Raw genomic sequence first — 15496 nt, 5'->3', positions numbered from 1 at the left:
GCGCATATCCAAGCAACGATGGAAACGTATATGGGCTTAGTGGAAGTAGGCGTTGGTTTAATTCCTGGCGGTGGCGGAAATAAAGCGCTTTATCAAAAATTCCTTAAGGGCTTGCCAAATGGCGTAGAGGTAGACTATCAACATATTGCCAATAAAGTATTTGAAACAGTTGCGATGGCTAAGGTATCAACTTCTGGCGAAGAAGCACGTGAAAATAACTTCTTAAACTTTGCAGATGGTATTTCCGTTAACCCAGATCATCAATTATATGATGCAAAGCAAGCGGCTTTAGCGCTTTATGAAGCAGGCTATCAACCACCTGTACCTACAAAAGTGCCTGTTGTCGGTGCATCAGGTTACGGTACATTACTCATCGGTGCGCAAGGGATGTTTGAGTCAGGCTTTATTAGTGAACATGATTTGAAAATTGCTAAAAAATTAGCTTATGTTATTGCAGGTGGTAAGGTTCCATACGGCACATTAGTTGATGAACAGTATTTATTAAACTTAGAGCGTGAGGCGTTCCTAAGCCTTGTTGCTGATCCACTTTCACAGCAAAGAATGCAACACATGCTGTTAAAAGGTAAACCACTTCGTAATTAATTGACGAAATAGATCAATCTTGCACATGAAACAAAGGGGGATTAATAGGATGCGTGAAGCCGTTATTGTAGCAGGAGCACGAACTCCAATAGGAAAAGCAAAAAAAGGTTCATTAGCAACGGTGAGACCAGATGATTTTGGTGCTGTTGTAGTCAAAGAAACATTGAAAAGAGCGGGCTATGAAGGACCGATTGATGATTTAATCTTAGGCTGTGCGATGCCAGAAGCGGAGCAGGGGATGAATGTAGCACGTAGTATTGGTGCACTTGCTGGGTTACCAGATACAACACCTGCTCTAACGATTAATCGATTTTGTTCGTCAGGTTTACAGGCGATTGCCTATGCGGCAGAACGGATCATGCTCGGACATTCCAAAGCGATTCTTGCTGGTGGTGTAGAGTCTATGAGTATGGTGCCAATGGTGGGAAATACACCACGCCTAAATCCAACGTTAGCTGAAACGGCTCCACAATATTATATGGGGATGGGCCATACAGCTGAGGAAGTGGCTCGCCAGTACAATGTTAGTCGAGAAGACCAGGATGCTTTTGCTGTTCGCTCACATGAGCTTGCTGAAAAGGCCATTAAAGAAGGTAAATTCAATGATGAAATTGTACCAATCGAAGTGGAACAGCATTATGTAGATGATCAAAATAAACCACAAGTGAAAAAATTCACATTTAGTATGGATGAAGGGGTACGTCCAGGTACATCTGTTGAAGGTTTAGCAAAACTACGTCCAGCTTTCCATGTAAAAGGCAGTGTAACGGCTGGTAATGCCTCTCAAACTTCTGATGGTGCTGCTGCTGTACTCGTAATGGACCGTGAAGAAGCTGTCAAGCAAGGGCTAACGCCAATGGCAAAATTCTTAGGCTTTGCTGTTGGAGGGGTACCGCCCGAAGTAATGGGGATCGGTCCAATTGTTGCTGTACCAAAAGCGTTAGAAATCGCAGGTTTATCCATAGAGGATATAGATTTATGGGAAATCAATGAAGCATTTGCTTCTCAATCATTACAGGTCGTACGTCATTTAGGGATCGACCAAGAAAAAGTCAATGTAAATGGTGGAGCCATTGCGTTAGGTCATCCGCTTGGTGCAACAGGGGCCATTTTAACACTTAAGCTTATTCATGAATTGAAACGCCAAGGTAAGAAATATGGCGTAGTGACAATGTGTATTGGTGGCGGTATGGGCGCTGCTGGGGTATTTGAAATTCTTTAATAATTTGCTAGATAAGCTTGAGGTGTACTGTTTACGGTTGCCTCCGAACATTGTATACATCAAGCTTTTCTATAGATATGTTAAGCCAAGAAACATGGTTTTTGGAGTGCAATCGAAGCGTCAGCTATCTCTTTATAGGGACGATGAATTTATGGCGCTGAGGTGTCACTTATTAGGGGATTAGACAATCAAAATAGATACATTGGGAGGAATTAAACATGACTGAAAAAACAACTGATTTCATTAAAGGCGGCGGATTTCTTATTGAAGATGTGGAATTAGATCGTGTATTTACACCAGAAGATTTCACTGATGAGCATAAAATGATTGCTAAAACAACAGAGGAATATGTAGCAAATGAAGTATTACCAGTAGTTGAAAACTTAGAGCACCATGAATTTGAGCATTCAGTGCGTCTTCTTAAAAGTGCAGGCGAATTAGGTTTACTTGGAGCAGATGTACCAGAAGAATACGAAGGGCTTGGATTAGACAAAGTTTCTTCTGCTTTAATTGCTGAGAAAATGTCTGTTGCAGGTGGGTTCTCTATTACACATGGCGCTCATGTGGGGATTGGCTCATTACCAATCGTTCTTTTCGGTAATGAAGATCAAAAGAAAAAATATTTACCTAAGCTTGCCTCTGGGGAGTTAATTGCAGCCTATGCATTAACAGAACCAGGTTCGGGTTCAGATGCCCTTGGAGCAAAAACAACTGCGAAGCTTAATGATGCAGGAACACATTATATTTTAAATGGTGAAAAGCAATGGATTACTAATGCAGGCTTTGCAGATGTGTTTGTTGTCTACGCGAAAATTGATGGCGATAAATTCTCTGCATTCATCGTAGAACGTGCATTCAACGGCGTTTCAGTTGGCCCTGAAGAGAAGAAAATGGGGATTAAATCATCATCAACTCGTACATTAGTGTTAGAAGATGCGGAAGTACCTGTAGAAAATCTATTGGGTGAAATTGGCCGTGGGCATGTAATTGCGTTTAATATTTTAAATATTGGTCGTTATAAGCTGGGTGTGGGCACAATTGGTGGCTCTAAACGTGCATTAGAGTTAGCAATTCAATACACAAACCAACGTCAGCAATTTAAAACAAAGCTTTCTGATTTCAATCTTACTAAAGAGAAATTATCAACAATGGCTTCTCAGCTGTATGCATCGGAATCTTTAAATTATCGTACGGTTGGTCTGTTTGAAGATCGTTTAAGTCAGTTAAGCCTTGAAGAGCAAAAGCAAGGAAAAGTGATTGCAGGTGCTATCGCAGAATACGCAATTGAATGCTCTATTGCAAAAGTGTTTGGTTCAGAAACACTAGATTACATTGCAGATGAAGCAGTACAGCTACATGGTGGCTATGGCTTTATGGCTGAATACGAGGTTGAGCGTATTTATCGTGATTCTCGTATCAATCGAATTTTTGAAGGTACAAATGAAATTAACCGCATGATTGTACCAGGCACATTTATGAAAAAGGCGCTAAAAGGTGAGTTACCACTATTACAGGTTGCCCAAAACTTACAGCAAGAGCTTCTAATGTTAATGCCAGAAGATATCGGTACAGAGCCACTTGCTCAAGAAAAATATTTAGTGAAAAATGCGAAGAAGATTGCTGTATTAGCAGCAGGTTTAGCAGCGCAACGCTTTGGTGCAAAGCTTGATCAGGAGCAAGAAGTATTAGTGAATATTGCGAATATCGCTAACCAATTATTTGCGATGGAATCGGCTGTTTTACGTACAGAAAAAGCAATTGCTCGTGATGGCGCTGAAAAAGCACATCAAAAATTGCTTTATACACAAATCTTCTGCCAAGAAGCATTTGCAGAAATCGAAAAAGAAGCAAAAGATACAATTCTTGCTTCAGCAGATGGTGATGCAGCGCGTATGACATTATCTGCGCTTCGTAAGCTAACTCGCAATAACCCATACAACTTAATTGCGAAAAAACGTGAAGCATCTGTAAAATTAATCGAAGCAGAAAAATATATCGTTTAATCATCAATGTAGCAAACTAGCTATCCTCTTTTGGGTAGCTAGTTTTTGCGATACCAATAAATTGCAAAATAGAGAATCATAAAAGTGACGGATAAAAAAGCAAAACAGATGGATAGACTGATGAAAATGAGAGAAGTTCCTCCATTCAAAACAATTATGATGGTATACTACAGAAAAAGACAGTAGAGGAGCATATTAATGACTATTCAATTTATCCATTACCCTAAATGTACAACATGTAAAAAAGCGCAAAAGTGGTTAAATGATCATGAAGTTTCCTATGAAGAGGTACACATTGTAGAGCAACCACCTACAAAGGAAGAAATAACAGCTTTATGGCAGGCAAGTGGAATGCCTTTAAAGAAGTTTTTTAATACATCTGGTATGAAATATCGTGAGCTTGGTTTAAAGGACAAGTTGGCTGATATGACGGAAGAGGAACAGCTTGAGCTACTTGCTTCTGATGGTATGTTAATTAAACGACCTATCGTGACTGATGGAAAAAAAGTAACGTTAGGGTTTAAAGAAGCTGATTTTGAGCAAACTTGGAAATAGCCGTCTTGATCGTGATAAAGGGCTTACCTCTATTTGGAAGTGTAAGGCATGATCTGAATGAAAATAATGTCTCCGATGGATGTTTCTAATTTTTGAAGCGAACTCGAAAAAATATGCTTTCAATTACCTAGAGGTGTAATTGAATCTTGTTTTTATAGGAGAAGTATGGCACACTGAAAGTGAATATATTACATATTTATGGAGGGGTTTATTGCATGAGCACACCTAAAGACTTACGATACTCTGAAGAACATGAATGGGTAAAAGTAGAAGATGGAAAAGTACGTATTGGTATTACTCACTTCGCACAATCTGAATTAGGAGATATCGTTTTCGTTGAGCTTCCACAGGTTGGCGACGAAATCAAAACAGATGATCCATTCGGTAGCGTAGAATCAGTTAAAACTGTTTCTGAATTATATGCACCAATCTCAGGTACTGTAGTTGAAGTCAATGCAGATTTAGAAGATAGCCCAGAATTCGTTAATGAATCACCATATGAAAAAGCATGGATGATCGTTGTTGAGCCTGCTGATGCATCTGAAGTTGAAAAACTTATGACAGCAGAGCAATACGAAGAAATGATCGCTGAATAAGACAAGCTATAATCGAAAAACGTCGGAAACTACCGGCGTTTTTTGTTATATAATGACTTATAAGTGGGGATGTCTAATTGGAGGTGGCGTAATGTTCGAGGGAAAATGCTTGATCGTAGAAGGACGCTCAGATAAGCTACAAATTGAGCCTATTTTAAATGAGAATGTTACAATACTTTGTACGAATGGTACAATTGGTGTGCATCAATTAGAAGAGCTACTCGATCCTTATGAGGGCTGTGAGCTTTTCACTTTTTTTGATGCAGATACGTCTGGCGATAAGCTACGTGCATTAATGGACAGACATTATCCAGAGGCTGAGCATTTACGTACAATGCCAACATATAAGGAAGTAGAGACAACACCAAGAAAAGTGTTAGCGATGATTTTATTGCGCGCTCATTTCTCAATCCATAATGAATATATTTTGTAAGGTTGCGTGAAATCAATGGAAGAATGGTCAAAAGAGCAGTGGGAAGCGGCTATACAGTCGGGTGAAAAAGCTGCATTTTATTTATATACACCGATGTGTGGAACATGTGCGGTGGCATCAAAAATGCTGTCAGTTATTGAACAATTGCTGCCACAGCTTCAAATTGGCAAAGCAAATATCAACTTTCTAGAGCAGATTGCTTATGAGCATCAAATTGAAAGTGTCCCATGTTTACTTGTTACTGATGGCGGGAAAGTGACAGATAAAATTTATGCTTTTCAATCTGTACCTTTTTTGTACGAATTGTTAAAAAAATCAATTGACTGAACATTACTAGCGTGGTAAAGTATCAAATATATTACTAAAACATTAAATATATCGAACTCTTATGAAGAGCGGCGGAGGGAAGTGCCCTATGAAGCCCGGCAACCATCACCATGTGAAAAGGTGCCAAATCACCCAAAGATTTTTCTTTGAAAGATGAGAGAACGGTTTAACGTATCATACGTGACCCCTTCTACTTGTCTATGAGTGAAGGGGTTTTTTTATATAAGAAAAGGAGTATTCGCTATGATTCAGCTTCAAAATATTACGAAGAAATACAAAACAGCAAATGGCGAATTAACGGCAGTCAAAGACGTCAACCTTACTATAAATAAAGGTGAAATCTTTGGCATCATCGGCTATAGTGGTGCCGGTAAAAGTACCATGATTCGTTTATTAAATGGATTAGAGAAACCGACAACAGGAACGGTAACAGTAAACAATCTAGAATTTTCATCCATTAAAGGGCAAAAGTTAAGAGCTGCTAGACAAAAGGTAAGTATGATCTTCCAGCATTTCAATTTACTTTGGTCTAGAACAGTTGCTGAAAACATCGCTTTCCCTCTGGAAATTGCAGGTGTTCCAAAAGCTCAACGAGAAGCCCGTGTGAAGGAGTTAATCTCACTTGTAGGTTTAGAAGGACGTGATAAGGCATACCCATCACAGCTTTCAGGTGGTCAAAAGCAGCGAGTTGGGATTGCACGAGCATTAGCTAATAATCCAGAAGTTTTACTATGTGATGAGGCGACATCTGCACTGGATCCTGAAACGACAGATGCTATTCTTGACTTACTAGTTGATATCAATGAACGTTTAGGGTTAACGATCGTATTGATTACCCATGAAATGCACGTTATCCGTAAAATATGTCATCGTGTAGCCGTAATGGAGGCTGGTGAAATTGTAGAGCGTGGTGAGGTGTTGCAAGTTTTCCAAGCACCACAAGCAGCTATTACTAAGAAATTTGTAGCCCAGATTACCGACACAAAAGAAACAAAGGATACAGTGGAACAGATCAAAGCAAACTACCCAACTGGTCAACTTGTCAAGCTGATCTTTGTTGGTGAAAAAACGGAACAGCCCGTCATTTCACATCTTGTTAAAAAATTCGATGTGGAAGTAAGCATTGTTCATGGCAATATTTCGCAAACGAAAAATGGAGCATACGGTACACTTATTGTGCAAATTGATGGTTCTAAGGAAAATGTGGCTGATGCCCTACATTATTTAAATACAGTCGAAGTTCAAACGGAGGTGATCGCAAATGCTAACTAATCTCTTTCCGAACGTAGACTGGGAAAATATGTGGCAAGCTACGTATGAAACATTGTATATGACAGCTATTTCAACATTTGTCACATTTATTCTTGGATTGGTTATTGGTATCTTGCTATTTTTAACAAGTCCTAATCAGTTATGGGCTAATAAAATTGTTAACTTTTTAACGGGGTCACTCGTTAATATATTCCGTTCCATTCCATTTATCGTATTAATTATTTTATTAATTCCATTTACGAAGTTTTTACTTGGGACAATTCGCGGAGCAAATGCGGCTTTACCAGCCTTAATTATCGGTGCAGCTCCATTTTACGCTCGTATGGTTTTAATTGCATTACGCGAAATTGATAAAGGTGTCATTGAAGCAGCTCGTTCAATGGGGGCTAAAACGTCCACAATTATTTGGAAAGTCCTAATCCCTGAATCATTACCAGCTCTGATTTCTGGTATTACCGTAACGGCTGTAGCACTTGTTGGTTATACTGCAATGGCAGGGATTATCGGTGCAGGTGGTCTTGGAAACTTAGCTTTCCTTGATGGCTTCCAACGAAATCGCCAAGATGTGACATTAATGGCAACTATTTTGATCTTAGTAGTTGTATTTATCATTCAATGGATTGGTGATGTCATTACCGATAAAATCGATAAACGCTAGAAAGACATTAGAGGTTATTCCGGTTCTTACCGCTAACATATTTCAAACAAAGTAAAAGGGAGTGTCATAAATGAAGAAATTATTGGCAGGATTATTTTTATCAATACTTGTCCTAGCTTTAGCAGCTTGTGGTACTGATAAAAAAGAAGATGCAAATTCAGCATCAGATGATCAATCAGATAGCAAAGAAAACGTAACATTAAAAGTAGGTGCTTCTAACACACCACATGCTGTTATTTTAGAAAAGGCAAAACCGATTTTAGCAAAAGAAGGTATTGATCTTGAGATTGAACCATATACAGATTATGTTTTGCCAAACCAAGATTTAGAGTCAGAAGAAATTGATGCAAACTATTTCCAACATATTCCTTACTTAGAGTTACAAATTAAAGACAATGGCTATGATTTCGTTAATGCAGGTGGCGTTCATATTGAACCAATCGGTATTTACTCTAAAAAATATAAATCATTAGAGGACCTTCCTGAAGGAGCAACAATTTTACTTTCTAATTCAGTATCCGACCATGGTCGTATGCTATCATTATTAGAAGCAAAAGGCTTAATTAAACTAAAAGAGGGTATTGATAAAACAGCAGCTGAATTAAAGGATATTGAAGAAAATCCTAAAAACTTTAAATTCGATGCGAATACTGCACCAGAAATGCTTGTACAAATGTATGAAAATGACGAAGGTGATGCAGTATTAATCAACTCTAACTTTGCTATTGATAACGGCTTAAACCCAATCGAAGACGCTATTTCTCTTGAAGACAAAGAATCTCCATATGTAAACATCATTGCTGTACGTAAAGGTGATGAAACAAAACCAGAAATTAAAAAATTATTAGAAGTATTAACTTCGAAAGAAATCCAAGACTTCATCTTAGAAGAATGGAAAGGTGCAGTAGTGCCGGTAAAATAAGAATTGAAAATTCTTCAAAAGGGTACATAAGTTTAATGACTTATGTACCCTTTTGTGTTATTGAAAAAAGAGAATGTCACTTGAAAAAAGCGAGGCGGTTGCTTTTCATCTCGGTCATTGGGAAGCCCAACTTTCCTAAGAAAGGGTACAGATGATTAATTATCCTCAACTATGTACTTTTTATGACGTATAGGTATGTTCAGATATTGTCTAGTTATATTTTTTACTATAATACTGTTGTTAATTTATTAAATAAATGATAGAAAATAATAATATAGAAAAACAAATAGGGAGTGATTCTAATGAATGATATAAAATTCGCCCATGATATCATGCAAGAACATGAAGTAGAACGCTACTTTGAAATATGGCGGGAAAGTGTTATTAGATCACGCCTTACAATAACAGCAGTCTTTTTAAAAAGAGCTAATTCTACACAACCAAATGAAACCACGAATGATCAAGTTACCTCATTTTTACAATCGAAAATACGTAAGACAGATTTGCTTTTTCAATTATCAGATGGAAATCATTGGGGTATCTTTTTTTTACAAAGTAGTGATGTAGAAGCTACAGCATTTTTAAAACGAATATTTGCCATCCTAGAAGCAGAACGGAAGTTTCAACATATTGCATTAAAGGCCTCTATAACAGAAATAAGAAATAATAACGTTATCTTTGAAGAGTTGTTAAATAAAAATAAACAAATGCTATCAGAGGATGAGCAATTAACGTGGAGTATAGCACAAGTAAAAGATTATAGTGAGCAACCAACGGAATTAGTGAAAGTTAGTATTATTGAACAGAACGCTATTTTTAGACAAGTATTAGAGTCAACGCTAAAACAATTAGATATCCCTCATTTTACTCTGGATGTAAAGGCTTATGAGGATGGTTATAGCTTTTTACAATCGGATCATTATAAATCAGGGCATATGCATCTAATTCTTATGAATGATATTTTACCTCTAAAAAATGGCTTAGAAATATTGCATATCTTACGACATATGCCAAATGAAAAGAAATTTATTATTTATATGATGTCAGAACGCAATTCTGAAGGGGCAGCGCTTAATGCTTATGAAGGCGGTGTTGATGAATATATTGTCAAACCATTTAATTTACGTTTGCTCGAAGCCAAAATTAAAAGAACTTTTGCGAGGTTTTGGCTATGATCAAGCTGACTATTTCTACGCTTTTCGCAATAATTTCCTTCTTACTAGTTGTGCTCTTTATCTTTTTACTGTATTTACTTGTTCAGCGACAGCGTGAAAGCTATTTTGAAAAAGTTCGTGACCGTTATTTACAAAATTATTCTCAACTTTGGTATGATTACTTATTCAATAACGCACTATTTAGTATCGTATTGGTACCTAGAGGAAGGGCGCAAGTTGAAGCTATTGAAAGAATTTTTTCATCCTATTTAAAGAATATAAGGAATGAACAGTTGGAACTAAAAATTAAACAATTCTCCAATCAATATTTAAAAGCATTCTACGAAAAAGATTTATCAAGTAGACGATGGAGTATTCGAATGAATGCCCTCTATCGAATTGCAGACTTACAAATAGATCAATTGCTAATGAAGTGCCAAGAATTCGAAAAAAATAACATTACAGATGAAGAACATTTCCAGTTATTAAAAATATACTCCCTTTTCCAACCAGATTTATTTATGGAGAAAATAAAAAATTCCAATGTAAATTACGCTGAAAGTGAATATAGAAGACTGTTTGTATTATTAGATGATAATGTATTTATTCAATTTTTCCATGATTTTAATAGCTTGCCAGCTAATATGCAATTTGCTGTTATTGATACTGCTGCTGTAAAAAGAAAGATGGAGTATTTGGAGGAGTTAAAAAAATTATTAGACCATGATACGACGGAAATAAACATCAGAGCATTAAAAGGCCTTTATGAAATAGGTATTATTGATGAGATGGATCCCTTTATCCCTTTTGTGACTTCAGAAATGTGGGAAGCAAGGTTAATGGTTGCCAAAATTTTCAAGCATGTACCGCTTACTTACACTTATAGTTATTTAGAGCAACTTCTTCAAGATGAGAATTGGTGGGTACGTTCTCAAGCGGCAAAAACGATTGTAGAAGATCGACATGGTATAGCTAAATTACAGCAATTCATTGAATCCTCAAATGACCAATATGCAATTGAAATGGCCCAGGAAATTGCAGCGAGAAAAGAGGGGAAGTAAATGAAAATAATTGACTATTGCATGATGTTTTTTGGGGGCATTATTTTATTTTATATGCTGTTCGTTATCGTTTCATATTGTACAATGTTCATCATTGCTATGCTGGATTTAAGAAAACGCTATCGTCTCGATCTATCAGAGTATGATGATGCACATATAGATGCTTTTTATTCAAAACCCGTGTCGTTACTTGTTCCTGCTTACAATGAAGAAGTAGGGGTTGTAGATACAGTTTATTCATTATTGAATTTACGTTATCCTCAAACTGAAATTATCATTATTAACGACGGGTCTACAGATCAAACCCTTCAAACGGTCATCGAACATTTTCAAATGAAGCCAATCAACAAAATTGTCCGAACTAACATCCCTACAAAAGATATTAAGCAAATATATGAATCTGAAATCTATAAAAATTGTATTTTAGTTGATAAAGAAAATGGTGGTAAGGCTGATGCGTTAAATGTGGGTATTAATGTCTCTCAATATCCGTATTTTTGCTCCATTGATGGGGATTCCATTTTAGATGAAAAATCCTTGCTGCGGGTGATGAAGCCTATCATTTTATCTGATGGTGAGGTCATTGCAGCAGGTGGTAATATTCGTATTGCAAATGGCGCAAAGATGCAGTTTGGCTCTATTTATGAGACTCAATTACCTAGTAATTACTTAGTAATCATGCAAGTAATCGAATACTTGCGGGCATTTTTAATGGGGAGAATAGCCTTAAGTAAATTCAATTTAGTCCTTATTATTTCAGGAGCATTTAGTGTTTTCTCTAAAAAATGGGCTGTTGAAGCAGGTGGATATTCAACCAATATTATTGGCGAAGATATGGAACTTGTAGTGAATATTCATCGACTTATAAAAGAAAAAAAAGAAAATAAACGTATTGAATTTGTACCCGACCCAGTTTGCTGGACGGAAGCACCTCAAACATTAGGGGTACTGCGCAATCAACGAAGAAGGTGGCATCAAGGGTTATTTGAAAGTCTATGGAAGCACAAAAAAATGACTTTGAATCCTAGATATGGCATGATTGGATTTCTTTCGTTCCCGTATTTTTGGCTAGTAGAATGTCTAGGGCCTCTTGTGGAGTTAGGTGGATATATTTATATTGTCATAGCCTTTTTCTTAGGGAAAATTTATTATGAAGTTGCGCTCATGCTGCTACTACTATTCGTTTTTTATGGTGTTATTTTTTCAATAGCGGCAGTATTGTTTGAATCGTGGAGTATGAATACGTATCCGAAAAAACGAGAGTTGTTACGTATGATTCTTTTAGCGTTTACAGAAATTTTTTGGTATCGCCCACTAACATTATTCTGGCGCTGTGAGGGATTAGTTCGTTTTGTCTTAAGAAAAAGTGAATGGGGTAATATGAAACGTGTCGGCATTGCTGAAAAGGAGAAAAGTGTATGAAACGAATCTATATAGGGATTATGGTCGTACTAGGCCTCATGATAATCCCTATTGCATGGTGGTACTTGGAAGATGAGAAACAGCTAAATGTAGCCGTTATAGATAAAACGGTTCCGAATGAGTCTTACCGAGAGCACTTAGGGGTGAATTGGTTTTTAAACCATTATAAATATAGATTAAATAATGAACCTTATGACGTAGAACGCGATTACTATGGAACAGCACCAAATGATGAAACTAAAAGTGTTGTAGAAAAGAAGTTGCCAAATGATTATAGTGACTATGATGTTATTTATTTGGCAGATACGTACGGAGTTTATAAAGATGATTTGCAACAAACAAAACGTTTAGGTGAACGTTCTGAAAAAATTGTTGGAGGACTTGAACAGAAAGAATGGCAGGCAATCGTCGAACGCTTAGCCAGCAAAAAGAAGAGCATGTTAATTGCTGAGTATAACACGTTTGCTTCACCAACATCAGAGGAAGTTCGTAAAGAATTACAGGATTATTTAGGAATCACATGGTCTGGCTGGATCGGGCGTTATTTCGATGAGCTTGATTATCATAAAAATTTAGAAATACCGCAATGGGTTATCGATGAACATGGCGATAATTGGACATATAAGGGTGGAGGATTTTTACTATTTAATGAAATAACAGAAGAGCTACTTGTACTTGAATTGGACAAGCATGTTAAATCTGCAGGTATTCAAGTACAGTTTACTGAAAATGGTAAAAAATTCTTTCATTCATCTGCAAGGGCGCAATACGATTATTGGTTTGATATTATTACACCTAAATATGCTGAAGATGCTCTTGCAAATTATAAATGGGATTTAACGAAAAAGGGAACAGAGCTGTTAAAGGCTAATGGTATTCCAGAACAATTTGCAGCAATTGTAGGTCAAGATAAGCGCTACACATCTAGTTATTATTTTGCGGGAGATTTTAATGATATCGCAAGGGTACCAAATATTTATAAGATAAAAGGGTTACCAACAATCTATAAATATGCTGAGAAGTATGCAGACAGTTCGTTTTATTGGTCCATTTACATCCCGGTAATGCATAAAATATTTGATTCATTTGAGCACAAAGAGGTTCAGGATACTGTGAATCATGAGAAATTAAACTATAATGCACGGATTCAGGGACAATCTTTTGAAGTGCGAAGAGACGGCAAATGGGAACCAATCGTATTTAAGGGTGTCAATATCGGAATGGGGAAACCTGGTGCCTTTCCTGGAGAAGCAGCAATTACTGAAGAGGAATATTATCGATGGTTTAAACAAATAGCAGACATGAATGCTAATACGATACGAGTCTATACATTACATCCACCCGGCTTTTATAGAGCACTTGCTAAATATAATGAAGAACATCCAAAAAATCCATTATATGTTTTACATGGAGTTTGGATTAATGAAGAGGGCTTATCAAATTCATTGGACGCCTATGATAAAGATACGTTAGAAGATTTTCAATTAGAAATGAAACGAATGGTAGATGTCATTCATGGAAATATCTATGTGGAGCCTCAACCAGGACATGCATCTGGCTTGTATGATGTAGACGTATCAAAATATGTTATAGGATGGGTATTAGGAATCGAATGGTATCCACATATGGTTGTTGGAACGAATGAAAAACATGCAAATATTGGTCAATACAACGGTACTTTTTTTGAAACAAAGGATGCCTCTCCATTTGAGCATTGGCTAGCAGAACAAATGGATCTTGTGTCAGTTTATGAAAAGGAAAAATATAACTGGCTACGTCCAATGAGTTTTACGAACTGGGTCACAACTGACATTCTTGAACATCCGTCAGAGCCATCTGAGGATGAAGATTTAGTAGGGGTCAATCCAAATGTTATTTATACAAAAGGAGAGATGACTGCACCGGGACAATTTGCTTCCTATCATGTGTATCCTTACTACCCTGACTTCTTTAATTTTGATAAAGATTATTTAAATTATGTCGATTTCCGAGGGAACAAAAATAGCTATGCAGGTTATTTAAAAGAGCTCCATGAAGCTCATAATATGCCAGTTCTTATTGCGGAATTTGGTATCCCTGCATCACGTGGTAAAACACATGATAATGTATATGGTTGGAATCAGGGGCAAATGTCAGAACAAGCACAGGGAGAAACACTTCAACATTTATTTGAGGATATTATGCATGAAGGGCTCATGGGAGGACTTGTTTTTACATGGCAAGATGAGTGGTTTAAACGAACGTGGAATACGATGGATTATGATGATCCGAATCGTCGACCATTTTGGTCCAATGCCCAAACAAATGAGCAACAGTTTGGTTTATTAAGCTTTGATAGAATGAAGGTAAAAGTAGATGGCGAGACAACGGAATGGATGGGTAAACAGCTATATGATACTACACCAAACAATCCAACAGATTTTGCAGTAGACTATGACGAGCGCTATTTGTACATTAAATTAAAAAGTGAGGAGTTAGCCCAAACCTCCCCTCGCATTTTATTAGATGTTGTACCAGATCAAGGAAATACGTCTGCTACATCTATAAAAAATATGACGTTTTCAAATGGTATTGATTTTATAGTTGAGCTCAATAAAAATGGTGATTCTCGGGTTGTTATTGATGAATACTACGATTTTTATGATTATTTATATGGCCACCGTTTAAACTTAGTTGCTCCTCGAATGGCTAATGCTATGAAAAATAGTGGAAAGTTCGCCCCTATTTACTATGTGTTAAATAAACAACTATTTTTACCTGAGCAAAATAGAACGACTGATTTTAGTATTTATGAAACAGGAAAATTACATCAAGGAAATGCTAATCCAGAAGCGAAAGACTATGATTCTCTAGTTGATTATACTTGGGCTGAAGATAATGTTATAGAACTTCGCATCCCTTGGTTATTGATTCAAGCCAAAGATCCAAGTCAACGTGAGTTTATAGGTGACCTCTATAAAGATGGTAATCAGGCTTCCGTTAAAGTAGACAATATTTATATTGGTGCTTTATTTGTAGATAAAGAGAACAACGTTGTTCAATCTATGCCAGCAGCTACTAATGGTGTCTTACCACCACTGTCTGCTTATACATGGGAAACATGGCAAGTACCAAAATACGAAGAGCGCTTAAAACAATCCTATTATATTTTACAAAAATTATTTAAAGCATATTAAAGAAGCTAAGGGTAGATTGTTCTGCCCTTAGTTTTTTATTATTTATCAATCCCCTTAAGTGTCGGTGGACAACCGGCGATTAAGGGGATTTT

The 15496-nt window shown here is 36.8% G+C and carries 13 protein-coding genes, 1 pseudogene and 1 riboswitch; all 14 genes and pseudogenes read left to right on the top strand.

The features are described 5' to 3' along the window. A pseudogene (locus tag RT445_RS16260) lies at window positions 1–603 on the top strand (3-hydroxyacyl-CoA dehydrogenase); the annotation flags it as partial. A gap of 49 nt (window positions 604–652) precedes the next feature. Further along, the gene (locus tag RT445_RS16255; RefSeq protein ID WP_274794286.1) at window positions 653–1825 is read left to right on the top strand and encodes an acetyl-CoA C-acetyltransferase; all 1173 of its coding nucleotides are present in this window, start codon (window positions 653–655) and stop codon (window positions 1823–1825) included. Window positions 1826–2043: 218 nt separating this feature from the next. Beyond that, entirely contained in the window at window positions 2044–3828 is a 1785-nt protein-coding gene (locus RT445_RS16250; RefSeq protein WP_274794285.1) for an acyl-CoA dehydrogenase family protein, read from the top strand. 198 nt (window positions 3829–4026) lie between these two features. Next, window positions 4027–4383, top strand: a complete 357-nt coding sequence (locus tag RT445_RS16245) for an arsenate reductase family protein (RefSeq protein ID WP_274794284.1) — start codon at window positions 4027–4029, stop codon at window positions 4381–4383. A gap of 215 nt (window positions 4384–4598) precedes the next feature. After that, window positions 4599–4979 carry a glycine cleavage system protein GcvH gene (gcvH, locus tag RT445_RS16240; RefSeq protein ID WP_004228227.1) on the top strand — a complete coding sequence of 127 codons (381 nt, stop codon included), beginning with the start codon at window positions 4599–4601 and terminating at the stop codon, window positions 4977–4979. Window positions 4980–5070: 91 nt separating this feature from the next. Next, window positions 5071–5412 (top strand): toprim domain-containing protein, encoded by a 342-nt coding sequence (locus RT445_RS16235; RefSeq protein WP_004228229.1) that lies wholly within the window; start codon window positions 5071–5073, stop codon window positions 5410–5412. Between the two features lie 15 nt (window positions 5413–5427). Further along, window positions 5428–5739: a thioredoxin family protein gene (locus tag RT445_RS16230; RefSeq protein WP_274794283.1), complete on the top strand. Its 312-nt coding sequence runs from the start codon at window positions 5428–5430 to the stop codon at window positions 5737–5739. 56 nt (window positions 5740–5795) lie between these two features. Further along, window positions 5796–5899, top strand: a riboswitch (SAM riboswitch). Between the two features lie 83 nt (window positions 5900–5982). Beyond that, window positions 5983–7011, top strand: coding sequence for a methionine ABC transporter ATP-binding protein (locus tag RT445_RS16225; protein WP_274794282.1), 1029 nt, complete (start codon window positions 5983–5985; stop codon window positions 7009–7011). After that, window positions 7001–7669 carry a methionine ABC transporter permease gene (locus RT445_RS16220; RefSeq protein WP_274794281.1) on the top strand — a complete coding sequence of 223 codons (669 nt, stop codon included), beginning with the start codon at window positions 7001–7003 and terminating at the stop codon, window positions 7667–7669. Before RT445_RS16225 ends, RT445_RS16220 begins: the two co-directional genes overlap by 11 nt. Before the next feature lie 70 nt (window positions 7670–7739). After that, window positions 7740–8591 (top strand): MetQ/NlpA family ABC transporter substrate-binding protein, encoded by an 852-nt coding sequence (locus tag RT445_RS16215; RefSeq protein WP_313470977.1) that lies wholly within the window; start codon window positions 7740–7742, stop codon window positions 8589–8591. Window positions 8592–8893: 302 nt separating this feature from the next. After that, window positions 8894–9766: a response regulator gene (locus tag RT445_RS16210; RefSeq protein ID WP_313470976.1), complete on the top strand. Its 873-nt coding sequence runs from the start codon at window positions 8894–8896 to the stop codon at window positions 9764–9766. Continuing rightward, complete coding sequence (locus RT445_RS16205; protein ID WP_313470975.1) at window positions 9763–10806, top strand: HEAT repeat domain-containing protein; 1044 nt, start codon at window positions 9763–9765, stop codon at window positions 10804–10806. The genes RT445_RS16210 and RT445_RS16205 overlap by 4 nt, the downstream gene beginning before the upstream one ends. Beyond that, window positions 10807–12228 carry a glycosyltransferase family 2 protein gene (locus RT445_RS16200; protein ID WP_313470972.1) on the top strand — a complete coding sequence of 474 codons (1422 nt, stop codon included), beginning with the start codon at window positions 10807–10809 and terminating at the stop codon, window positions 12226–12228. After that, window positions 12225–15404, top strand: coding sequence for a hypothetical protein (locus RT445_RS16195; RefSeq protein WP_313470971.1), 3180 nt, complete (start codon window positions 12225–12227; stop codon window positions 15402–15404). The genes RT445_RS16200 and RT445_RS16195 overlap by 4 nt, the downstream gene beginning before the upstream one ends. Window positions 15405–15496: the final 92 nt, after the last annotated feature.

Source organism: Lysinibacillus sp. (assembly GCF_032093475.1).
Taxonomy (GTDB): domain Bacteria; phylum Bacillota; class Bacilli; order Bacillales_A; family Planococcaceae; genus Lysinibacillus; species Lysinibacillus irui.
This window is presented reverse-complemented; position numbering and strand designations above follow the sequence as displayed.